The sequence below is a fragment of the Symbiopectobacterium purcellii genome (assembly GCF_052050035.1).
Lineage (GTDB): Bacteria > Pseudomonadota > Gammaproteobacteria > Enterobacterales > Enterobacteriaceae > Symbiopectobacterium > Symbiopectobacterium purcellii_A.
Genome location: NZ_CP189880.1, coordinates 123,676 through 146,952 on the forward strand (window position 1 = coordinate 123,676; position 23,277 = coordinate 146,952).

The 23,277-nt window shown below is 53.3% G+C and carries 16 protein-coding genes and 6 pseudogenes; 16 read left to right on the top strand and 6 right to left on the bottom strand.

The window, feature by feature from the left end:
• Nucleotides 1-151 precede the first annotated feature (151 nt).
• A pseudogene (locus tag ACQGXV_RS00620) lies at nucleotides 152-1,126 on the bottom strand (IS30 family transposase).
• A gap of 89 nt (nucleotides 1,127-1,215) precedes the next feature.
• On the opposite strand from ACQGXV_RS00620, the pseudogene ACQGXV_RS00625 reads away from it, so the two are divergent.
• Together ACQGXV_RS00625 and ACQGXV_RS00630 are read left to right on the top strand one after the other, a co-directional pair.
• Nucleotides 1,216-1,626, top strand: a pseudogene (locus tag ACQGXV_RS00625) (IS30 family transposase); the annotation flags it as partial.
• Nucleotides 1,626-2,459, top strand: coding sequence for an IS30 family transposase (locus ACQGXV_RS00630; RefSeq protein WP_440862533.1), 834 nt, complete (start codon nucleotides 1,626-1,628; stop codon nucleotides 2,457-2,459). The pseudogene ACQGXV_RS00625 and the gene ACQGXV_RS00630, both read left to right, overlap by 1 nt.
• On the opposite strand, the gene ACQGXV_RS00635 is transcribed toward ACQGXV_RS00630, so the two are convergent.
• A complete protein-coding gene (locus ACQGXV_RS00635) occupies nucleotides 2,445-2,783 on the bottom strand; it encodes an ATP-binding protein (protein WP_440862534.1) in 339 nt (112 codons plus the stop codon). The genes ACQGXV_RS00630 and ACQGXV_RS00635 overlap by 15 nt on opposite strands.
• Before the next feature lie 110 nt (nucleotides 2,784-2,893).
• Between ACQGXV_RS00635 and ACQGXV_RS00640 the strand changes: the two are divergent.
• Nucleotides 2,894-3,042, top strand: a pseudogene (locus ACQGXV_RS00640) (DUF4113 domain-containing protein); the annotation flags it as partial.
• A 186-nt stretch (nucleotides 3,043-3,228) separates the two neighbouring features.
• Nucleotides 3,229-4,437: an IS256 family transposase gene (locus ACQGXV_RS00645; protein WP_440862535.1), complete on the top strand. Its 1,209-nt coding sequence runs from the start codon at nucleotides 3,229-3,231 to the stop codon at nucleotides 4,435-4,437.
• Between the two features lie 112 nt (nucleotides 4,438-4,549).
• Here the strand turns inward: ACQGXV_RS00645 and ACQGXV_RS00650 are convergent, their stop codons facing one another.
• Nucleotides 4,550-5,521, bottom strand: coding sequence for a ParB family protein (locus ACQGXV_RS00650; protein WP_440862536.1), 972 nt, complete (start codon nucleotides 5,519-5,521; stop codon nucleotides 4,550-4,552).
• Between the two features lie 2 nt (nucleotides 5,522-5,523).
• Nucleotides 5,524-6,723: an AAA family ATPase gene (locus ACQGXV_RS00655; protein ID WP_440862537.1), complete on the bottom strand. Its 1,200-nt coding sequence runs from the start codon at nucleotides 6,721-6,723 to the stop codon at nucleotides 5,524-5,526.
• A gap of 276 nt (nucleotides 6,724-6,999) precedes the next feature.
• Here ACQGXV_RS00655 and ACQGXV_RS00660 point away from each other — a divergent pair, with 276 nt between their 5' ends.
• From ACQGXV_RS00660 to ACQGXV_RS00670, 3 genes are all read left to right on the top strand, one after another.
• The gene (locus tag ACQGXV_RS00660; protein WP_440862517.1) at nucleotides 7,000-7,650 is read left to right on the top strand and encodes a recombinase family protein; all 651 of its coding nucleotides are present in this window, start codon (nucleotides 7,000-7,002) and stop codon (nucleotides 7,648-7,650) included.
• Nucleotides 7,651-7,724: 74 nt separating this feature from the next.
• Nucleotides 7,725-8,690, top strand: a complete 966-nt coding sequence (locus ACQGXV_RS00665) for an Rpn family recombination-promoting nuclease/putative transposase (protein ID WP_440862538.1) — start codon at nucleotides 7,725-7,727, stop codon at nucleotides 8,688-8,690.
• Nucleotides 8,691-8,968: 278 nt separating this feature from the next.
• Nucleotides 8,969-9,172 (top strand): amidohydrolase family protein, encoded by a 204-nt coding sequence (locus ACQGXV_RS00670; protein WP_440862607.1) that lies wholly within the window; start codon nucleotides 8,969-8,971, stop codon nucleotides 9,170-9,172.
• A 467-nt stretch (nucleotides 9,173-9,639) separates the two neighbouring features.
• On the opposite strand, the pseudogene ACQGXV_RS00675 reads toward ACQGXV_RS00670, so the two are convergent.
• Together ACQGXV_RS00675 and ACQGXV_RS00680 are read right to left on the bottom strand one after the other, a co-directional pair.
• Nucleotides 9,640-10,790 (bottom strand): annotated as a pseudogene (locus ACQGXV_RS00675) (IS256 family transposase).
• 475 nt (nucleotides 10,791-11,265) lie between these two features.
• Nucleotides 11,266-11,832 (bottom strand): recombinase family protein, encoded by a 567-nt coding sequence (locus ACQGXV_RS00680; protein ID WP_440862539.1) that lies wholly within the window; start codon nucleotides 11,830-11,832, stop codon nucleotides 11,266-11,268.
• Between the two features lie 851 nt (nucleotides 11,833-12,683).
• Between ACQGXV_RS00680 and ACQGXV_RS00685 the strand changes: the two are divergent.
• The 9 genes and pseudogenes from ACQGXV_RS00685 to ACQGXV_RS00725 form a co-directional block, all read left to right on the top strand.
• Nucleotides 12,684-12,908: pseudogene (locus ACQGXV_RS00685) on the top strand (transposase); the annotation flags it as partial.
• 39 nt (nucleotides 12,909-12,947) lie between these two features.
• Nucleotides 12,948-13,853, top strand: a pseudogene (locus tag ACQGXV_RS00690) (type IV secretion system DNA-binding domain-containing protein); the annotation flags it as partial.
• Nucleotides 13,853-19,099, top strand: coding sequence for a conjugative transfer relaxase/helicase TraI (traI, locus tag ACQGXV_RS00695; protein ID WP_440862540.1), 5,247 nt, complete (start codon nucleotides 13,853-13,855; stop codon nucleotides 19,097-19,099). The pseudogene ACQGXV_RS00690 and the gene traI, both read left to right, overlap by 1 nt.
• A 1-nt stretch (nucleotide 19,100) precedes the next feature.
• Nucleotides 19,101-19,838, top strand: a complete 738-nt coding sequence (traX, locus tag ACQGXV_RS00700; protein ID WP_440862541.1) for a type-F conjugative transfer system pilin acetylase TraX — start codon at nucleotides 19,101-19,103, stop codon at nucleotides 19,836-19,838.
• Nucleotides 19,839-20,010: 172 nt separating this feature from the next.
• Complete coding sequence (gene finO / locus ACQGXV_RS00705) at nucleotides 20,011-20,604, top strand: fertility inhibition protein FinO (RefSeq protein WP_440862542.1); 594 nt, start codon at nucleotides 20,011-20,013, stop codon at nucleotides 20,602-20,604.
• A gap of 190 nt (nucleotides 20,605-20,794) precedes the next feature.
• Nucleotides 20,795-21,007 carry a hypothetical protein gene (locus ACQGXV_RS00710; RefSeq protein ID WP_440862543.1) on the top strand — a complete coding sequence of 71 codons (213 nt, stop codon included), beginning with the start codon at nucleotides 20,795-20,797 and terminating at the stop codon, nucleotides 21,005-21,007.
• 290 nt (nucleotides 21,008-21,297) lie between these two features.
• On the top strand, nucleotides 21,298-21,558 hold the full coding sequence (locus ACQGXV_RS00715; RefSeq protein WP_440862544.1) for a replication regulatory protein RepA: 261 nt from the start codon (nucleotides 21,298-21,300) through the stop codon (nucleotides 21,556-21,558).
• A 231-nt stretch (nucleotides 21,559-21,789) separates the two neighbouring features.
• Nucleotides 21,790-21,864, top strand: a complete 75-nt coding sequence (tap, locus tag ACQGXV_RS00720) for a RepA leader peptide Tap (RefSeq protein ID WP_440862605.1) — start codon at nucleotides 21,790-21,792, stop codon at nucleotides 21,862-21,864.
• Complete coding sequence (locus tag ACQGXV_RS00725) at nucleotides 21,857-22,948, top strand: Replication protein (protein ID WP_440862545.1); 1,092 nt, start codon at nucleotides 21,857-21,859, stop codon at nucleotides 22,946-22,948. Before tap ends, ACQGXV_RS00725 begins: the two co-directional genes overlap by 8 nt.
• The last annotated feature ends 329 nt before the right edge of the window (nucleotides 22,949-23,277 follow it).

Here is a 23,277-nt window from a genome sequence, read left to right on the forward strand (position 1 = left end):
TGACCTTGAAAGGTTGATATCTGACGACAATTAATCTGGCCGGTTTGTAATCTGAGATCACAACCAACCCCATTGTGAAGATGTTGTGGCTCTCACCAACAAACAGGTCCGAGCCCCATTCCCACTCGAAACGCAACAAAGCGGTAGAGGGTTATGCCACCAGTAAGTGCGTTAAAAATACCTCATTGGGGGAACGATAGCCCAGCGATTTTCTGCCCCTTGTATTGAGTATGTGTTCGAGTTCGGCAATCTTACGATGACTGACCTGACTGAAGTCTGTTCCCTTTGGGTAAAAACGTCGTATCAGCCCGTTGGTGTGCTCATTCAAGCCCCTCTCCCAGGAATGATAAGGATGGGCAAAGTAGACCTGCGCCCCTGTGATTTGAGTAATTTGCTCGTGCAGAGCGAATTCAGGGCCGTTATCAGCTGTTAGGGTCTTAAACTTGCAAAAGGTATTAGCTTCAATGTCCCTGAAAGCAGCAACCACAGTCTCCGCACGCTTATTAGGCAGTTTGCGAATGATGACGGTTTTCAATGCTTTATCTACGATGGTTAACAAGAATGACTTCTGGTCTTTGCCAAAAATAGTGTCAATTTCGAAGTGGCCAGGCTCCTGTTTAAGCTCGGCTTGAGCTGGGCGATACTCAATACCAACACGGTTGGGAATAGGGCCTGATTTGAGGTTTTCGGCATTGTACCTGTAACGTTTTCCCCGATGAGGAAGTTGCTGATATAGCTCCCCGCCAGCCTGTCTCTCCTACAGGATATAGCGATATAGCGTATTCTTGCTGACAGATATACCGAATTCCAGGTGCAAACGGCCACTGATGATTTCAGGTGAAGAGTGAGTGGAAAGCGCCTGCCTGATGAAGTTCTGAATGTGTGGCTCCAACGGGTAAAAAGCATTGTTTGGCAGAGGCTTATGACGGCGTTCCCGGGCCAGAGTGTCCGCCCTTCTACAGCAGTAGACACCATTGAAAGTAGGGTCGGTATTGCGTCTGAGTTCCCTGCTGATGGTCGAGCGAGGCAGAGCAAGCTCTCTGGCGATGGTAGCTTGGTTGACACCTTCACCACGCCGCTTTTCGATGTAGAACCGTTCTTTCTGAGTCAGATGTTTTCCCTGCATGCAACAGGCTCTCCAGTATGGCCAGAACGGTGATTTTATCCGACTCTGGCAAGTGGGTCACTTTGTTGCGTTTCGAGTGGGAATGGGGCTTCCTGCTGACGGTGGTCGATAAAGCCGTCAAGCTGGTCATCATTCGCAAACTGCCCAACAAGCGAGCAGAGACAGTGGTAGCGGCCTTCAGGGACATCGTTGCCAATACCTTCTGCGAGTTTAAAACCCTGACTGCTGACAACGGTTCTGAATTTTCCCAGCACGGGGAAATTACAAAAGTCACGGGGGCACCGGTCTACTTTGCCCGGCCATATCATTCCTGGGAACGCGGGTTGAATGAGCATACCAACGGGCTGATACGGCGTTTTTACCCGAAGGGAACGGACTTCAATTATGTCACCCATCGCAAGGTTGCAGCACTCGAACACCTGCTCAATACGCGAGGCAGAAAATCGCTGGGTTATCGTTCTCCAAATGAGGTATTTTTAACGCACTTACAGGCGGCATAATGCTCTACCGTTTTGTTGCGTTTCGACTGGGAATGGGGCCTCTGGCCCGGGGACGCCGTCATAAGCCTCTGCCAAACAATGCTTTTTACCCGTTGGAGCCACACATTCAGAACTTCATCAGGCAGGCGCTTTCCACTCACTCTTCACCTGAAATCATCAGTGGCCGTTTGCACCTGGAATTCGGTATATCTGTCAGCAAGAATACGCTATATCTCTATATCCTGCAGGAGAGACAGGCTGGCGGGGAGCTATATCAGCAACTTCCTCATCGGGGAAAACGTTACAGGTACAATGCCGAAAACCTCAAATCAGGCCCTATTCCCAACCGTGTTGGTATTGAGTATCGCCCAGCTCAAGCCGAGCTTAAACAGGAGCCTGGCCACTTCGAAATTGACACTATTTTTGGCAAAGACCAGAAGTCATTCTTGTTAACCATCGTAGATAAAGCATTGAAAACCGTCATCATTCGCAAACTGCCTAATAAGCGTGCGGAGACTGTGGTTGCTGCTTTCAGGGACATTGAAGCTAATACCTTTTGCAAGTTTAAGACCCTAACAGCTGATAACGGCCCTGAATTCGCTCTGCACGAGCAAATTACTCAAATCACAGGGGCGCAGGTCTACTTTGCCCATCCTTATCATTCCTGGGAGAGGGGCTTGAATGAGCACACCAACGGGCTGATACGACGTTTTTACCCAAAGGGAACAGACTTCAGTCAGGTCAGTCATCGTAAGATTGCCGAACTCGAACACATACTCAATACAAGGGGCAGAAAATCGCTGGGCTATCGTTCCTCCAATGAGGTATTTTTAACGCACTTACTGGTGGCATAAGCCTCTACCGTTTTGTTGCGTTTCGAGTGGGAATGGGGCGATGACTGTTTCCAGGGTCGAGTCATGATCACAGCTCACGGTAATGGGACGGTTATCCGAAGACTGGATAAGCGAAGCGGCTGTGTGGGCGAGGGAGGTCTTACCTACTCCGCGATCGCCATAGATGAACACATGTCGGCCCGGTGAATGAAGTGCCAGTTGTATCGTCTCCAACTGCTTATCCCGCCCAAAGAGTTTTTCAGGTGTACGCACTGGCACACTGAGAGTAAGCACTTCATTGAGCCGGGTGGCAAAAGTTGGTAAGTCGCAACCTGCAATAGCCATGTCCATTCACTCCGATAAGATGATTTAGGGGCTATTATACTGATTTCCTGAAAGCGGGTGCATGGCAACACAGTCTAAATGCAGAAAGTAAATTACATAAGCAGGAGTAGATGAGAGACATAGATGGAATTAACTATTCATGTCTGGGAAAAGTGTGGTTTGCTGGAAGGGGATAGCACCTGAATGGCAAATGAAGCGTGAAATGCTTTCACCAGCATATACAACTCGCTGGTCTGAACTGCCAGTTGCGAAACTATGAGCCACAAAGAGGTTGAAAAAAAGTGGTGATTTCAGTGTGAAATAATTTTTAATTTTCCTTTATAATCAAAAGAATAATCATGAAATCAGCATGGTGAAAAATATAAAAAGGATGGAGCCTGTACATAGATTTGTGTAATTGCCTGATTTTGATATGTTCAATCCAACATCAAAAACAGGTTAATTTATGGACGAAAAACAGTTGCAGGCCCTGGCTAACGAACTGGCCAAAAATCTCAAAACCCCTGACGATCTCAACCAGTTCGATCGCCTGCTGAAAAAAATCAGCGTCGAGGCGGCGCTCAACGCCGAAATGACCCATCATCTCGGCTACGATAAAAATCAGCCCAGACCGGCGACCAACGCCCGCAACGGCTATACCCAAAAGACGGTTATCACTGGCGATGGCCCGCTGGAGCTGCGTACACCGCGCGATCGTGATGGCTCTTTCGAACCGCAACTGGTTAAGAAAAACCAGACCCGGATCACCGGAATGGATAACCAGATTTTATCGTTGTACGCCAAAGGGATGACCACCCGCGAGATAGCAGCAGCGTTCAAAGAGCTGTATGACGCTGATGTCTCTCCGGCGCTGGTCTCGAAGGTCACCGACGCCGTAATGGAGCAGGTTACCGAATGGCAGAGTCGTCCACTGGACGCAGTCTATCCCATTGTTTATCTTGACTGTATCGTCCTGAAGGTCCGGCAGGACAGTCGCGTCATCAATAAATCCGTGTTCCTGGCCCTGGGTATCAACATCGAAGGCCAGAAAGAACTGCTGGGTATGTGGCTGGCTGAAAACGAGGGCGCGAAATTCTGGCTCAATGTGCTGACAGAACTAAAAAACCGCGGCCTGAACGATATCCTCATCGCCTGTGTCGACGGTCTGAAAGGCTTCCCGGACGCCATCAACACGGTGTATCCGGAAGCCCGTATCCAGCTGTGCATCGTACATATGGTGCGCAACAGCCTGCGGTTCGTCTCCTGGAAGGACTACAAAGCCGTCACCCGTGACCTGAAAGCCATCTATCAGGCCCCCACGGAAGAAGCAGGCCAGCAGGCGCTGGAAGCGTTCGCCAGCGCCTGGGACAGTCGCTACCCGCAGATAAGTCGGAGCTGGCAGTCAAACTGGGCCAACCTGGCGACGTTCTTCGCTTACCCGGCGGACATCCGCAAGGTTATCTACACGACGAATGCCATAGAGTCGCTGAACAGCGTGATCCGGCATGCCATCAAAAAGCGTAATGTGTTCCCGACGGACGACGCAGTGAAAAAGGTGGTGTGGCTGTCAATCCAGGCAGCATCACAGAAATGGACGATGCCGCTGAGGGACTGGCGTATGGCGATGAGCCGCTTTATTATCGAGTTCGGTGACCGCCTGGACGGTCACTACTGAGAAAAGGCATTTACACAGAATCGTGTACAGGGTCAAACCGGTAACTCTAAACCTTTCAATGTAATGTGTCAGATCAAGTCGCGACTAATACATATCTGGCATCCTTTTTTCCTTACTCACCTGATTCAGGTAGTCTTTTCAGAATACGTTTTATTGCCTCATCAATCTCCGATTGTGCCTCAGCGGAAATGCGGGAAAACTCATAAACAACAAGTCGCTTCTTTGAATCAGTTTTCTTTCTGGCAAACTGATTGCGATCTGAAAATTCTCTCAGCTTCTCAGTTTGAACCGTTCTGGTAGGGCGGGCAGTCAACGATTTGCCCTCCTCCCTGATAACGGCCAGAATTTTGCTTTTATCAATTGCCGGATAATCTGGCATGGTCTTCAACCGATGCTGAACTTTTTCCATCAGTTCTGTTACCGATGTTTGCTTGTTGTTTGCTTCTTCGGCCAGTTTCAGTAAAAACTGATAATCCGACAACGAAATATCATTTATCACCGGGAATACTGCAACCATTTCGTCTGGCACTGCTGCTGCCTGAAACGCACGTGTCACTTTCGCCGGAGAGAGATTTTCTTTCAACGCAATCTCTTCTTTCGTCATGCTAGTTCCGTAGGTAACTTCGAGTCGTTTCCCCAGCTCGCGGAGACTATGTTCTCTGGCAGTCTGTATATCTTTCGCCAGCTGCCGTGCATCGGCGAGTGAGATATCATCTTTTGTTACCAGAATTTCGAATTTAACGTTATTAAAGATGCAGGCAGCACGACGTCGGGTTCCATCTAATATCTCAATTAGTCCATTAACCTCCCGTCCAATAGCCGGGAAGAACTGCTGCAGCTTTATCGTCCGGGAAATATCACTGACGGACTCGCGCGTAAGCATTGTCTGATCACGTCCATTAACCGAAGCATCAACGAACGTTTTTGATTCGACTTCTCCGCTTAACACAACTGTTTTGACAAACCTAGCCTGTGTGCCTGACTTAAGGGTAAACGTTTTAACATCACCGTCACCTTCAAGCATCCTAGCGAACTCTGAATTACTATTTCCCAGAACCCGACCACGGGCTATAACCTGTTTCATTTTTACGCTCCCCTGATATATTCAATTCGGTCAAATACGGCCTTAGTAAACCGTTCAGCTTCAGTACGTGCCTTTTTCAGTGCCTCTGCACTTCCCGGGTACGAAACAGGGTTAGCACTAATGATGGTGTCAAAAGACTCACCACATCGTTCGAATCCGTCCAACCTCGGGAGCGATGAGTCCAGGATGTTACTCGCATACACCTCACGAGCCAGACTATGGGACGTTTCGTGATCGCGCTTACTGGTCATTTTTGACATAAATCCAATACTTGCACTCAGGCGTGGCTCTACACCTTCTTCTTCAAGACGTTCGAGCATTTCTGGCAAACGAGTCAGATATTTAAGGGTTGAATGGAAATCAACCTGTGCCGGAGGGGTAGGGGTCAGAAGCAAATCACTCGCAGCTAAGCCATTCAGAAGGAATGGATCAAGATGAGGTCCTGTATCAATGAAGACAAAATCATAATCACCAGCGATACGGTCAATGATTGTCTTTCTGAGTACTTCAGAAGGTTTAAGACCAGGCAAATGTTCTGCTACCAGAGACTCCCACTGGCTCGCCACGAAACCGTCATCGATAGAAGCAGGTATAACATCAACACCTGGAATAATAGTCGGCCGTATAACCGCTTCTCGCAACATTTCAGCATCGAGATCATTCAGCATTGCCTGAGCGGCGGTTTCAATAACTGTACCGATGCTATGGGTGTGGTCCAGAAACATGGTGCTGGATGCCTGCGGGTCGAGGTCTATAACCAAGATACGAAGATCATGGCGGAGCAAATCCTGATGTACACGTAATGCATGTGCCAGCGTTACTGTACTGACGGTTTTTGATACCCCACCTTTTAGGTTGACGACAAAAATTACGTAAGGTTCTTTATGAATATAACGGTACTTAGGTATCTGTCGGTGGGCGTATATATCAATTACATTTTGAATTGTTAATGCATATTGCTCGACGTTGCCAACCTGCTTTTTATTGAATTCATAGCCGCTTTCTTCCATTTCTTTTACGGCCAATTCAACAATGCGACGGCTCAACTTTGGTAACTTTGCCACAGCATTTCGAGTATATGTTTGATGATACTCTGTCAGATTGAATTCTTTCCTTTGAGCCTCGATATCCCGACTCATTGCCTGAAGTAAAGCACTTGCTCTGAGCGCTATGGTACCCACACTACCGTAATCGCGTTTCATGGTTTTCCTCTGAGATAGATTCCTGCACCTCAATGACGTATAAAGCCTAATCACATTGTACGCAATAAAAAGTAACGTACAATATATTTTGCAATATCATGAAATAAATGTACGTTAGCGGGTTGCAGTTCACATAAAAGAGGGTAGTGCCTACACGTTCACATTGGGGTATACCTCAGCCATACCGATATCTGGTATGCTGTTCCATATCAATGTGACCATATAAGTGATACCATAAATAACGCGACCACTTAAACGTGACCATAAGGGTGGAAAATGCTCATTTTTGGATACCTGCGCGCATCAACATCAGAGCAGGATGCTACCCGTGCAAAAAATGCTCTGAAAACATTTGCCCGTCAGCATGGCCAGCGTATCGCTGGCTGGTATGTCGATAATGTCTCCTGTACCACAATGAACCGCCCCGAGCTGCTACGACTACTGGAAGAGGCAGAACCCGGTGATGTCATTCTGACTGAACAGGTCGACCGCCTCTCCCGGCTGGATGACGCTGGCTGGGAAACTCTGCGAAAGCAAATCACTGATAAACAGCTGGCCATCGTCAGTCTTGACCTGCCAACCAGCCATCTGGCGCTGACCAGCGTCATCAGTGATGATTTTACCCGCAGCATGCTGAAAGCCGTGAACGGGATGATGCTCGATATGCTGGCCGCCATTGCCAGAAAGGACTATGAAGACCGAAGACGCCGCCAGGCGGAAGGGATCAGTAAAGCGAAAACCGAGGGCAAATACCGGGGCAGGGTAGCCGATGTGCAGAAACACGAACTGATACGCACACTGCGCCTGGCTCACGGTAAATCCTTACGCGAAACCGCACGTCTGGCCGGCGTTTCTAAAATGACAGTAATCCGGGTCTGCAATGCTCAGAAGGTGGAACCGGAGACCGGTAATACCCGGAATGAATAACCGGGATGACTTCCCGGCAAACAGACTCCGGTGGTGTGGTAACATATGCAGATTATTTTTCAGGGCCAGGACTGATGAAGAAGAAAAACACGACGCCCACGCCTCACGATGCCACGTTCCGGCAGTTCCTGACGCAGCCGGATATTGCCAGGGATTTCATGGAAATCCACCTGCCTGCGGAACTACGCGCGGTCTGCGATCTCAGCACGCTGAAACTGGAGTCCGGCTCGTTCGTTGAGGATGATCTGCGCCAGTATTTCAGCGACGTGCTCTACAGCCTGAAAACCTCTGCCGGCGATGGATACATTCACGTTCTTGTGGAGCACCAGTCGACGCCCGACAGGCATATGGCCTTTCGCCTTATCCGCTATGCGGTGGCCGCCATGCAGCGTCATCTCGACGCTGGCCATAAGACACTGCCACTGGTGATACCGGTACTGTTTTATACCGGTAAACGCAGCCCGTATCCGTACTCCACCCGCTGGCTGGATGAGTTTGACGATCCGGCTCTGGCTGGCAAACTCTACAGCAATGCTTTCCCGCTGGTTGATGTGACCGTCATTCCGGATGATGAAATCGCCGATCATCGCAGTATGGCTGCACTGACATTACTGCAGAAACATATTCATCAGCGGGATCTGGCAGAACTGGTCGATCGGCTGGCGCCCCTTTTACTGGCCGGATATCTGTCTTCATCGCAGGTGATATCACTGGTACACTATATTCTGCAGGCAGGCGAAACATCCGACGCCGAAGCCTTTGTACGCGAACTGGCACAGCGTGTGCCGCAACACGGAGACGCACTTATGACCATCGCACAACAGCTCGAACAGAAGGGCATCGAGAAGGGCATTCAGCTCGGTGAGCAACGTGGTATTGAAAAAGGCCGCAACGAAGGCAAGCTCGAAGGCAAGCTCGAAGGTAAATTCGAAGGTAAACTCGAAGTCGCCCGTACCATGCTGCAGAATGGCCTCGACGACAACACCGTCATGAAAATGACCGGCCTGACTGAAGACGACCTGGCACAAATCCGCCATTAGTCATCCTTTCCTGACACGCCCTGCCTGGCCATCAGCGTATACTGATGGCCAGGGAAAATCTGTATGTTACGGCGAGTGGTATGTTCCTTCGGCTTTGTTGAATAATTTAAGATACTTATTTATATAAGCATTATAAAATTTCAACGACTAATTTTTCCTCTCGGAATGTTTTTTATTGTGCTAACTATTTGATTTGTCGTTCTAACAAAATACATTCTCTGTAAATGCATTCTAACTAAAGAAGATGTAAATCAAACGGTTAAATTATTCAACAAAGCCTGTTCCTTCCTCATTTTTTGGACAGAGCTGTAGCGATAGTAGGTGAGGAGCGTATTCTTTTTTCTACTGATTATCCATTTCAATATCGCCCCGGTAATGATGCGAGGCAATTTCTGGAAAAATGTAATCTTGATGAAACTGGCAAAGCAGCTTTTGCTCACAATAACTGGATGCGCCTGACTCGTGACAGAAATGCTGATTAACTTGAATGGCGGCAAAGCAACTTAAGCCCAATGGTCATAATTGTTTCGATAAATAAGAAAGCTACGCGAAAAGCGTGATTTTTTAAAAAGCTGACGCGCCTTCCTTCAATATTATTCATGTAAAACAGTTGGATACTTTCTTAGCGTGGTTTTTCACACGATTGGTAATCGAACCCCGCCAAAGATATTAGGGCAAAACAACAGACCGAGAGCACTACAGCACCGACCGTTACGCCATGAAAAGCATGAGATGATGAGCCATCATGTTGAGAGGAGTCACGGTTACATTCAGTAAGCGTGTTGCTTAATAGTGAAATAAGGGTGTTTCGGTGATTGAAGTAAATTTTACGCTGTTCTGAGATGGAAATTCCAAAGACCGGCGCTAAGGAGTAAGAAGGTATCATCAATAAAGGGTCTACGATTCCGTAAAATTGAGCCTGTACACGATTCTGTGTAAATGCCTTTTCTCAGTAGTGACCGTCCAGGCGGTCACCGAACTCGATAATAAAGCGGCTCATCGCCATACGCCAGTCCCTCAGCGGCATCGTCCATTTCTGTGATGCTGCCTGGATTGCCAGCCACACCACCTTTTTCACTGCGTCGTCCGTCGGGAACACCTTACGCTTTTTGATGGCATGCCGGATCACGCTGTTCAGCGACTCTATGGCATTCGTCGTGTAGATAACCTTGCGGATGTCCGCCGGGTAAGCGAAGAACGTCGCCAGGTTGGCCCAGTTTGACTGCCAGCTCCGACTTATCTGCGGGTAGCGACTGTCCCAGGCGCTGGCGAACGCTTCCAGCGCCTGCTGGCCTGCTTCTTCCGTGGGGGCCTGATAGATGGCTTTCAGGTCACGGGTGACGGCTTTGTAGTCCTTCCAGGAGACGAACCGCAGGCTGTTGCGCACCATATGTACGATGCACAGCTGGATACGGGCTTCCGGATACACCGTGTTGATGGCGTCCGGGAAGCCTTTCAGACCGTCGACACAGGCGATGAGGATATCGTTCAGGCCGCGGTTTTTTAGTTCTGTCAGCACATTGAGCCAGAATTTCGCGCCCTCGTTTTCAGCCAGCCACATACCCAGCAGTTCTTTCTGGCCTTCGATGTTGATACCCAGGGCCAGGAACACGGATTTATTGATGACGCGACTGTCCTGCCGGACCTTCAGGACGATACAGTCAAGATAAACAATGGGATAGACTGCGTCCAGTGGACGACTCTGCCATTCGGTAACCTGCTCCATTACGGCGTCGGTGACCTTCGAGACCAGCGCCGGAGAGACATCAGCGTCATACAGCTCTTTGAACGCTGTGCTATCTCGCGGGTGGTCATCCCTTTGGCGTACAACGATAAAATCTGGTTATCCATCCCGGTGATCCTGGTCTGGTTTTTCTTAACCAGTTGCGGTTCGCAAGAGCCATCACGATCGCGCGGTGTACGCAGCTCCAGCGGGCCATCGTCAGTGATAACCGTCTTTTGGGTATAGCCGTTGCGGGCGTTGGTCGCCGCCTCGACGCTGATTTTTTTCAGCAGGCGATCGAACTGGTTGAGATCGTCAGGGATTTTGAGATTTTTGGCCAGTTCGTTAGCCAGGGCCTGCAACTGTTTTTCGTCCATAAATTAACCTGTTTTTGATGTTGGATTGTACCGCAGGATGTAACTTAAGATTTAGCGCTGTCAGAGTGATCTTTTCTGAGTTGTTTAATACGGTCAGTTGGAAAATATCGGTAGCGACAGGTAGAAAGCAGTGCGGGCTGAAACTCCGTTAAAAACCGGCTTAGCAGCGCGAAGGGCAGTCCGTGGGCATATGGGGCTTCAGGGTTCGCTACGCTCACGTATCGGCGCGCTAAAGCTCCTGTACGCATCTGTAAGCAATTTTCGCGCCTTCCATGCCTGCGGCATAGATTACCCAAAAACAGAAGCAGGTGGGTTAGTTTTACTTCGGCACAGTGGGTCAGATTTCAATTTGCACTGACATATCACTTAGAGATACCTCGCAGGAATCGATTTTAAGGCACCTGTAAGCCTCTCTACGGTGCTTTCTACTGTGAAGGCTGCCAAATTACTTCTACGGGATTACCAGCGTAGAAAGTCAGTTATTGGTGATCTCGGTAATGTGTTTTTTCAATCTAAAATAAGTAGCCCTAGATATTCCTGTTTTTTCAGTCACTATCTTACGTGTTTTTCCCTCGCGGATCATCGTCTGGGCAGAGGTAGTCCCCGAATGAGGTTTCCTGCCAAACTTAACCCCGCATGCCATTGCGGCTATTCTGCCATCATTTGTCCTCTCCAGAATACGCTCTCGCTCAGCCTCTGATACTGCGGCTAGGATTTGAATAACCATCTTTCCAATCGTACCTTCTGTACTGAGGCTATTCTCTAGGAATCGGATGGCAATCCCCTTTTTGTAGCAACCGTCAACAATACCGATCATGTCAGCGGTGTTACGCCCTAGGCGATCCATTTTTGTGCAGATGATTACGTCGTCTTTCTCTGCCCTGGCCAGCAGCCGCTGTAACCCTTCCCGCTCATCAGTTGCTCCTGTCATCATGTCTGTAAAAATACGATCTTCGCGTACACCTGCATTTTTTAACTCCGTTACCTGATGCGTTAGCTTCTGATGACTGGTTGATACCCGTGCATAGCCCAGTAGTGCCATTTTTAGTCTCATAAATGGTTTTTGATACAGAATTGTATCATAATGCACTAAATACGATTTCTGATACCTATTTTGGCTTTGTTTTTTCGAGTATCAAATATTATAATATTTGATACTCTCATAAGAAAATGTGATTGATAGATCGATTATTTATGATTACGTGGCGCTGGGAATCTGAAAACCGGTGGTATGAGGCTGAGTTATTGTGTGATTTGTTTGGTGACTGGTTGCTTGTTCGGCGTTGGGGGGGGTTGTACAACGACAGGTAAGGTACAAAAACAGAGGTTGTTCCAGACCTTCTATCTGGGGTTGCCCTGCTGTTTGCCATCGATAAAGAGCGTAAAGCCAGAAGAGCACCCTATAAACGATTCTAAAAGCCTCTTTGCGCTGTTAAGCCTACCAATAGGGTTTTTCATACCTCTTTCATCAAAAATTGCCTTTAAGCTGCTACAGCGCGTTTGAAAACCAAAGAAAACCCTCTCCTTAAATCCCACCGCTCGCCGCAGTCTTTGGCTGAGGCGTACCACAGGAGCGGAGCGACGAGGAACGAACAGCCAAAGCGAGGAAGCGGAAGAGCACCAAATGCTGATTGAGCCACGTTCACACTGATGCTTGAGATGGGCACAGGGAATTTTATCAGGAAGGAGCAAAATCTGCCTTTTGGCGGGTTTGCCAGAACTGAAGTTATCCACAGGCTCAATGGGGTGAAACCCGGTTAAAAGATTAGTTATGTATAAGTTAAATAAGTTAAAGGGATTTTTTTTGGCTGTAGGTGTATGAAATACAATAATTTTTACGACTTGTTGGTTTTTAAAGGACGATTGTATGTTTTTAAAAGACGATAGGTCACGGGGGCACCGGTCTACTTTGCCCGGCCATATCATTCCTGGGAACGCGGGTTGAATGAGCATACCAACGGGCTGATACGGCGTTTTTACCCGAAGGGAACGGACTTCAATTATGTCACCCATCGCAAGGTTGCAGCACTCGAACACCTGCTCAATACGCGAGGCCGAAAATCGCTGGGTTATAGTTCTCCAAATGAGGTATTTTTAACGCACTTACAGGCGGCATAATGCCCTACCGTTTTGTTGCGTTTCGACTGGGAATGGGGCAAGCTGCCGGACCTGGTGGAAATTCTGCCGGAAGCGCGTAAGTTTGGTGGTTGCTATGTGTTCGGTATTCAGTCCTACGCGCAGCTTGAGGACATCTACGGCGATAAAGGCGCCGCCACGCTGTTTGACGTCATGAACACCCGCGTATTCTTCCGTTCGCCGACGCGCAAAATTGCCGAATTCGCTGCAGGGGAGATAGGCGAGAAAGAAATCCTCAAAGCCTCCGAGCAGTATTCCTACGGGGTAGACCCGGTGCGTGACGGGACGTCGGTGGGCAAGGACATGGAGCGCGTGACACTCGTCAGCTACTCCGACATCCAGACGCTGCCGGATCTCTCCTGTTATATCACGCTACCGGGACCGTATCCGGCAGTGAAGATGGCCCTGAAGTACCAGCCACGACCGAAGGTCGCGCCCGAATTCATCCCGCGCACCCTGGATGAGCAGGCGGATGCGCGTCTAAGCCTCGCCTTGGCCGCACGCGAAGACGAATCTCGCAGTCTGGCGGGGTTGTTTACGCCGGATATACCGGTTGCAGCGGCTGAGAAAGTGGAAACGACAGTGGTGGCCAGCGGACCCCTGGTGCCTGTGGACGTCCCTGTCGCCCCTGCTCCGCCCGTTGCGCGCCCAGAGACGAGTGGCGCACCTCCGCTTAAATCGGGTTCATCGGCAGCAGCGGTGGGCGTTGGCGGTACCGAGCAAGAGCTGGTCAGCAAAGCCGAAGAGGCTGAAGAGCTGCCGCCCGGTATCAATGTCAGCGGTGAAGTGGTGGACAGGGATGCTTTTGAAGCCTGGCAGGCTGAGCAGGAGGGGCTGTCAGGGAAGGATAGGCAGCGCCGTGAAGAGGTGAACATCAATGTGCATCGTTCGCCTGAAAAGGGTCTTGAACCGGGAGGGTACATCTGATGATGAGCATCGGATCGGTTAAATCTGCCGGCAGCGCGGGCAATTATTACACCGACAAGGACAACTACTACGTCATCGGCAGTATGGGTGAGCGCTGGGCCGGAAAGGGCGCTGAAGCGCTGGGGCTGAGCGGCGGGGTGGACCAAAAGGTCTTTACGAAGGTGCTCGAAGGGCGTCTCCCGGACGGCAGCGACCTCAGTAGGACCCAGGACGGCACCAACAAACACCGTCCGGGCTACGACCTGACCTTCTCCGCGCCCAAAAGTATCTCAGTGATGGGCATGCTCGGGGGTGACACGCGGCTGATTGACGCGCATAACCACGCGGTGGATACCGCTGTGAAGCAGGTGGAGGCACTGGCCTCTACGCGGGTGATGAGCGACGGTAAAAGTCACACCGAGTTGACCGGCAATCTGGTGATGGCGCTGTTTAACCACGATACCAGCCGTGACCAGGAGCCGCAGTTGCACACCCATGCCGTGGTGGCCAACCTCACCCGGCATGGTGATAATTGGCGCACGCTCAGCAGCGATAAGGTCGGCAAAACCGGCTTCATCGAAAACGTGTACGCCAACCAGATAGCCTTCGGTAAAATTTACCGCGCCGCGTTGCATCAGGAAGTCACGGCGCTGGGCTATGAGACTGAGGTAGTAGGCAAGCACGGCATGTGGGAGCTGAAAGACGTGCCGGTCGGCGAATTCTCCAGTCGCACTCAGGCGATTAAGGACGCCGTTGGGGAAGATGCGTCGCTAAAATCACGCGACATGGCCGCGCTGGATACGCGGCGCTCGAAAGCAAAGGTCGATCCAGCGCAACGGATGAGCGAGTGGATGCACACACTGAAAGCCACCGGCTTCGATATCCGGGGCTACCGCGAGGACGCTGACCAGCGTGCGCAGTCGGGTGACATCCCGGCCCCGGCCGTGGAGGCCGTCGACATCAGCGCGTCGGTCGGCCTAGCCATCGGCCTGCTGAGCGACCGGCGGGCGCGCTTCACCTACTCTGAATTGCTGGCCACCACAATAGGCCAGTTGCCCGCGCAGCCGGGAGTGGTGGCGCAGGCGCGCGAGGGCATCGAGTCGGCGATTAAAAACGAGCAGCTTATTCCGCTCGATAGAGAAAAAGGCCTGTTCACCTCAAACATTCATGTGCTCGACGAACTGTCTGTGGCGGCCCTGACCCGCGACCTGCAGCGAGCCGGGCCGATTGATACCTTTGCGGATAAAGCACAGCCCCGTACTCGAGCCTACTCTGACGCGGTCAGTGTGCTGGCACAGGACCGTCTGCCGGTGGCGATTGTGGCCGGGCAAGGGGGTGCCGCTGGCCAGCGTGAGCGTGTAGCGGAGCTGGCCATGATGGCGCATGAACAGGGACGCGAGGTGCAGATAGTGGCGGCAGATCGCCGCTCGGCCCGCAGCCTGGCGCAGGATGAGCGGCTTGGCGGGGAATACATTACCGACAGGCGGGCACTGACTGAGGGGATGACCTTTTTACCGGGCAGCACGCTGATTGTCGACCAAAGCGAAAAGCTGACGCTTAAGGAGACGCTGACGCTGCTCGATGGCGCCCTGCGTCATAACGTGCAGCTATTGATGACCGACAGCGGGCAACGCAGCGGCACTGGCAGCGCCCTGACGGTGATGAAAGAAACGGGCGTGAATACGCTGAGCTGGCAGCAGGGGGAGAAAACCCGGGTGGACGTCATCAGCGAGCCTGACCGGCGTCAGCGTTATGACCGGCTGGCCAACGACTTTGCCCGCAGTATACGGGAGGGAGAACACAGCGTGGCACAGGTTACCGGTGCCCGCGAACAGGCGGCACTCACCGGTGCGGTGCGTAATGCCCTGCGCTCAGAACGCGTGCTGGGCGAGAAAGAGCAAACCATCACCGCGCTGGAGCCGGTGTGGCTGGACAGTCGCCATCAGCAGGTGCGTGACCACTACCGCAACGGCATGGTGATGGAGCGTTGGGATGCTCAGGCGCGACGTCATGAACGGTTTGTGATAGAACGCGTTACCGCCCGTAATAACAGCCTGACGCTGCGCAATGCGCAGGGTGAAAGTCAGGTGACCCGGCTGGCGTCGCTCGACAGCAGCTGGTCGTTGCTTCGCGCCACACAAATCCCGGTGTCGGAAGGGGACCGACTGGCGGTGCTGGGCAAAATGCCAGGCGCAAGGCTTAAGGGGGGCGATACCGTGACCGTCACCGGCTTGGATGATAAAGGCATAGCCGTGACCCTGCCAGGTCGCAAGGGAACGGTGGCGCTGCCGTCCGGAGACAGTCCGTTTACGGCGCCGAAAGTCGGGCAAGGTTGGGTGGGATCGCCGGGGAGCAGCGTGAGTGATAACGCCACGGTATTTGCCTCGCTGAGCCTGCGGGAGATGGACACCTCCACCCTGAACACGCTGGCCCTGAGCGGTCCGCAGGTGCGGCTGTATTCGGCGCAGACCGAAGCGAAAACCACGGAAAAACTCGCTCGGCAGCCGACCTTCAGCGTGGTGTCGGCACAAATCAAGGCAGCGTCCGGACATGACCGACTGGAAGAGGCGCTCACACACCAAAAAAACGCGCTGCACACCCCGGTGCAGCAGGCCATTCATCTGGCCATCCCTGCACTGGAAAGTCGCAACCTCGCCTTCACAAAACCGCAGCTTATGGCGGCGGCCAGCGAGGCAGCGCCGACAGGGCCGGGACTGACGGCGATTGAGCGGGAGATAGACCAGCAAACCCGGGATGGTTCGCTGATGTCGGTGCCGGTCTCACCGGGGAACGGGCTGCAGCTGCTGGTTGCCCGTGCATCTTATAACGCCGAGAAAAGTATTCTGCGTCATGTGCTGGAAGGGAAAGACGCGGTCGAACCGCTGATGGCACAGGTTCCGGCGGCGCAGCTCGATGGCCTCACCCTTGGTCAGCGTAACGCCACCCGGATGATACTGGGTTCGAAAGACCGTTTCACCTTGGTGCAGGGCTATGCCGGGGTGGGTAAAACCACCCAATTTCGGGCGGTGATGTCGGCTATCGACACACTACCGGAGCAGCAGCAGCCCCGCGTCATTGGCGTGGCACCCACCCACAGAGCCGTGAGCGAAATGCGCGATGCCGGCGTGCCGGAGTCGCAGACGCTCGCTGCGTTTATTCACGACACGCAACAGCAGCTGCGCGGCGGCGAACAGCCGGATTTTCGCAACGTGCTGTTCCTGGTGGATGAAAGCTCGATGGTCGGCAATGCCGATATGGCCCGGGCCTATGGCCTGATCGCCGGGGGCGGCGGACGGGCGGTGTTAAGTGGCGACACTGAACAGTTGCAGTCCATCGCACCTGGCCAACCGTTCCGTCTGCTGCAAAAACGCAGCGCCATCGACGTAGCGGTGATGCAGGAGATCGTCCGCCAGACCCCAGCTCTGAAACCGGCGGTCTACAGTTTGATTGACCGGGACATCGACAGCGCCCTCAACAGCATTGAGCAGGTGTCCCCTGCACAGGTGCCACGTCAGGCGGGTGCCTGGCAGCCGGAGAGTTCGGTGGTGGAGTTCGGGGCGGCGCAGGAGAAGGCCATCGAGAAAGGTCTGGGCGACGGGAGCCTGACGCCCGGTGCGCAGCCCGCCACCCTCTATGAAGCCATCGTGCGCGACTACGCCGGGCGCACACCGCAGGCGCAGGCACAGACCATCGTGGTGACTACCCTGAACGCCGACCGGCGGGCGCTGAACGCGCAGATACATGAGGCTCGTCAGGCGGCCGGTGAGCTGGGTGAGCTGGAGGCCCGGCTACCGGTACTGACCTCCGCTAACCTGCGTGACGGTGAACTGCGTAAAATGGCCACCTGGCAGGCGGCGCACGACAATCTGGTGCTGCTGGACAGCACCTACTATCGGATTGACAGCCTAGATAAGGACGGGCAGTTGGTCACCCTGAAAGATGAGCAGGGCAACACCCGCTCGCTGTCCCCCACCCAGGCGGCGACAGAGGGGGTGACGCTGTATCGCCCGGACACCCTCACGGTGTCGCCCGGCGACCGGATGCGCTTTTCAAAAAGCGACAATGAGCGTGGTTTTGTGGCCAACAGCGTCTGGACAGTATCCGAGATTGACGGTGACAGGGTAACGCTGTCCGACGGACACCAGACCCGGACGGTGAACCCCGCTGCCGAGCGGGCAGAACAGCATATCGACCTGGCCTACGCCGTCACTGCCCACGGGGCGCAGGGGGCCAGTGAGCCGTTTGTGATTGCCCTGCAGGGCACCGAAGGAGCACGAAAAGCCATGGTGAGCTTCGAATCGGCCTACGTGGCGCTGAGCCGTATGAAGCAGCATGTACAGGTTTACACCGACGACCGTGCGGCCTGGGTTGAGGCAATGGGAAAATCTCGCGCCCGCAGCACGGCGCATGACATTCTGGCGCCTCGCGGTGACCGGGCAGTCAGTAATGCCGAGCGTTTGATGGGTACGGCAAAGCCGCTGGGAGAGGTGGCGGCCGGACGCGCAGTGCTGCGACAGGCTGGATTGTCGCCGGACGGCTCGATGGCACGTTTCATCTCGCCCGGTCGTAAATATCCGCAGCCCCATGTGGTGCTGCCGGCCTTTGACGGCAACGGTAAGCCGGCGGGTATCTGGCTGAGTTCGCTGATGCCCGGTGAGGGTGAAGTGCGTGGGCTGACGAACGAAGGGCGCGTGATGGGCAGTGAGGAAGCCACGTTTGCCGGCCTGCAGGTGAGCCGTAATGGGGAATCGCTGCTGGCGGCCGATATGCCGGCTGCGGTGAAGCTGGCGCGGGAAAATCCGCACAGCGGCGTGGTGGTACGTCTTCCCGGCAGCGAGGGGCGGCCCTGGAACCCCGGTGCCATCACCGGGGGCCGGGTCTGGGCGGATGGCATATCGGATGATGTGGTCACTGGCACACAGCATGGCGAAAAGCTGCCGCCGGAGGTGGTGGCGCAGCAGGCGCAGGCCGAACAGCAGCGCCGCGAAAGGGAAGAACGGGCCGCGCAGGCGGTACGGGAAATGGCGCGCAGCGGTGATAAGGGCAGGGAAGGCACAGACCCTGTACGGGAAGTGGCGCGAGAGCTGGAACGCACGCAGGACCTCACCCCTGACGCGGTCAGGGTACCGGACAATCATGAGGAGCGCCGCCGCAATGACGCGGTGGCACAGGTGGTGCACGAGAGCGTGCAACGTGAACGCCTGCAACAGATGGAGCGCGAGGTGGTGCGTGACCTCGACCGGGAAAAAACACTGAGCGGAGACTGATATGCGGGCAGAGGATAACGTTTTCTTTCCCCTGGTGGTGGTCATGGATAACTGGCTGCAACGGCTGATGGTCTGGACGCCGGGGCAAATCGACCTGATTAAAACCGTGGCGCTGCTACTGATGGTGGCCGACCACACCAGTCTGCTGTTCGGGCTCGACAACGACGCGCTACGGCTGCTTGGGCGGGGTGCTTTCCCGCTGTTCGGCCTGGTCTGGGCGATCAATCTGGCCCGCCATCCGCGCATCCGTCAGTCTTCGCTGAACCGGTTGTGGGTGTGGGCCGTGGTGGCACAGGGCGGCTGTATACTCGCCGGGCTGCAGCCGTATGAGGGCAATATCCTGTTTGCCTTTGCGGTCAGCGGGCAGGTGCTGGCGCTGATGCAGCAGCACGGTCCCCGCGTGTGGCCACTGTCGCTGGGACTGGTTCTGGCGTGGCTTCCATTTTCGTACTTCAGCTATGGCCTTGCCGGCATCATGATGCTGTTACTGGCCTACGGAGTGTGCATGACGGCCAGGCGCACCACCCGCACCGGACTGGCGTGCTGCCTGGCGCTGGTGATACTGGCGCTGAACGCCGGCGACGGTGCGGCGATGGTGATAGCGGGTCTGGTGATACCGGGCGTCACCTTGACAGTGCTGAGCTGCACCTGTCGTCTGGTCTCCCGCTTCTGGCCCCGGGATTTTTTCCCGCTGTTCTACACCGTGCATCTGGCGGTGTTGGGGCTGATTGCGATGTAACGCAACGACCAGAAAGATAAGGTAAAGTAACGGCATTAGCAGCATTGAGCGATGCGGAGAGAAACAACATGAAATAACAGGGCCGTCCCACACTGACACTGCGCCGTAAGGTGCCCTCGGAAAAACCTGCAGCCTCAACTGAGCACAACTCGCCCCGGGTGGATACCCCCCGGTGGTGACGCGAAAAAAAACAGTGGTGGTGAATGCCAGTGACAGCCCGCCGCCGGCCTGGAAAGTAAAAAAACAGGCAATGGAAGAACAAGAGAAAGCCGACCGGGCAGTTGCAAAAGCAGCGCGCCGGGTAGAGAAGGTGCGATTACGGGCCGAGCAGGAGAAAGCAGCCAAACAGGCAGAAAAGCAGAAGGCTGTGCAGCCGACGTTCATCAACATCATGCCGCTGGCGGACGCGGTGGCGGTCATACAACACTGTTGGCCGGCTCTGGTGGTTAATGGGGCGCCGCAGCTGTTGCCCATTCATGCGCGGGAAATGATGGCAGCCGATATCCGCGCACGTGGCCTGGACATCTCCATGAAAAAGCTTAAGCGCTGCCTGTCGGCCATCACTCGCTCGGAAATTTATTTGCAGAGCATGGTGGCGGAAGCGTGGCGGCTGAGCCTTGCGGGTGAGCCTGTGGCACAGGTGAGCGCGAGTGAAGCAGAGTATGCGGTGAAGCGTATTGCGCAGGAGCGGGGGCGCAACCAGCGCAGGCAGGCGTATGAGGAAAAGCAGGCCGCCGCTGCACTAGCAGGTAACCCGGTTGTTTAACCAGCCCGTAGAGCAAGGACAATATCCAGGCGAATGAGACACTGGCGAGTAACAAAGCATGGAACTCCGATTGCTCTGTTACTCGCCAAAGGTTTTCCCAAACGTTGGCGGCTTGCCGCTTACAACACCAGAACAGTAAAACAACGAGGGCAAGCTGACCGATGCTGATATCAGCGCGGCGGCAAAAGCCGTGAAATTTGATGCGAAGACAGCACCTGATGTTCAGGGAACGCTGGAGGGCATTAATGCCCTCCAACAGTTGGGCTTCAGTGGTACGCCTGCTCTGGTGGTTTTACCGTCAACCGGCGCCAATGCTGATAACGTGACGGTTATCCCTGGATACACCAGCGCGGAGGCCCTGCAGCAGGCCATCAATCATGCTGTCGGTGATACCAAAAAGTAATACGGTGTCCACCACCTGGCGACGCGCTATCTAATACAGCTAAAAGATACTGACGCCTTCGTTGTGCTCAGTTGTCCAACCCAGGAGAAGGGTAAAAGCAAGTTTTCCCCATCTCCGGCGTTTCTGGTTAACACATCCGAACAGTATTTCTGAGGTTATTGCTTTTTTCTCCCCCCTATGGGCCGCGCGCCAACGTGGCTCACAGTTTGATGTAAAGTTAAGTCGCTGATTTCAGGAATCTGTAGTATCCTCTGCGGAACGATCCTTGTTTGACCCTTGAGGATGCAGAGATGTCGCAAGCTGAAAATGCAGTGACTTCCTCATCGAAAGTAAAGCGTTCTTATCGTAAAGGCAATCCGATGTCGGCTTCAGAAAAACAGCTGGCAGCGATTGCTCGGAAAAGAGTAACCCATAAAGAAGTAAAGGTTTTTGTTCGCAATCCTTTGAAAGATATAATGATAAAGGTGTGTGACGAGGAAGGGGTTACTCAGGCTGAATTTGTTGAAAAACTGATTGAACTGGAATTTCAACAGAGAGGCTTGCTGGGGTAAAGTCTTTACTTTATTGCCAGTTATCGATTTGAATGCTAGATTACTGGTCGTTTTAACAGAATTTTGGCTGGCCACGCCGCAAGGTGGCAGGAAACTGGTTCTGATGGAATGTGCCCGGAGCCAGAAAAGACAAAACCCCGATAATCTTTCTATTCTTGGCGGAAGGATAAGATTAACGGGGCTTACCTAAACTGTATAGAAGCGGTTGCTCTATGCAGGGAGTATAGTTCTATGCTCAGAAAAGTTCAATACCTTCTGTGTACATTACTCCTTCCGTGCAACATAAGCGCGGGCAGGTTTGGTTGACGCCATTCTTTCTCAGGTCCAGCCTGATATCTCTGTTATTTCCCGGCGCGGGTTGTCCAATACGCTGCGCAAAGGGAAATCCAAAATTCATCGCCGCTACCAGCCGACGCTTAGCTGTGCTGTTCCGCGCGGTATGGCGGCAAAGGTCGTGGCGCGTCTGAGCAGCCATGACTGGCATCGTAATCCCGATCTGATCGCGCTGCGCCAGCAGGGATATGTGCCTTATACCCGTCGTAACGATCCGCACTTTTTGCCAAAGCCGATGCGTCTTTCTGCCCGTTCGGAGAGCCGTGAGGCCCTGAATGCACTCTCCATGGCACTGGCGGCCAACTGCGATTATAACCCGGACAGTGACTATGCTTTCGAAGTCATGGTGCCGTTTGAACAAATTGCCGCCGCAATGGGATGCCTGCACGTCTACGGTAACGGACGTAAAGCCTATGACAGCCCGTTACATGCCCTTTCGGTGCAGGAGCAACTGGGTTACGTGATTGCCTTACGCGGGCAGGATACGGATTCGGGCCAGAACAAGCCGTTGCGCCTGTGGCTGACCGAAAAGTTCTTCACCTCCCGGGGAATTGCGGTGGAGGAAATCCGGCACTGGCTGGGCCAGTTCCGTCAGTGGGCCATCCGGAATGGCCTGACAGAGAGCCTGCGTAAAAAATACGAGCGTCACCTGTTGCGTGTCGAGCGTATCGGCATCGACCTGAAAGACAGACACAGCCTGCGCAACCGGCTGAAGCAAATCAAACGCTGGGTGGTTTCTCCTGACCTGGCCCGGGATAAACAGGCAAAGGTCCGGGAGCTGCAGCAGGGGCTGGACGGCCTGGAAAACCGTGAGGCGGAACGTCTGGATCTGATACTGGATGGCTTGCAGGCGAATGTCAGTGAGTTGGGCAAAGCGAAGCGCAAACGCCAGAATCCGCTCTATCAGGCCTTTGTCGCCTGGTCTACCAGTGGCAAGGTGATGACGCATCAAGTTAACGCGCTGGAGATGGAGGTCAGTCGGGAGCACCCGGCCCTGTTGAACACCGATCCGGAAGCCTACTATAAACTGCTGCTCGAGCGCGCTGGTATACTCTAATCCCCGTCCTCTTTCTTTTTAACCGTGCCCTGGCGCGGTTTTTGTGTTGCTGCTGCATCAGAAAAGGCAATTTTTATCATCCCGGACACCGTTATTCTGAGGCAATTTTCCAGTTCAGAGCAGCAGTGATGAGATGATGGCAAACTGATGGCCTGCTTTTAACTCATTAACTTCGTACTCTCCTATTAACTTCGAAAACCGCCCTGAGATATCAGTTAATTTCGAACGTTATTCCTGAACAAAGTAAGCCCTTTAAAAAGGGAGTAAGTTTCGTGCCGGCTAAAGCCGGGCACTCGAAAGTTGCTCCCTCACGTTGTTCGGGCAAACAC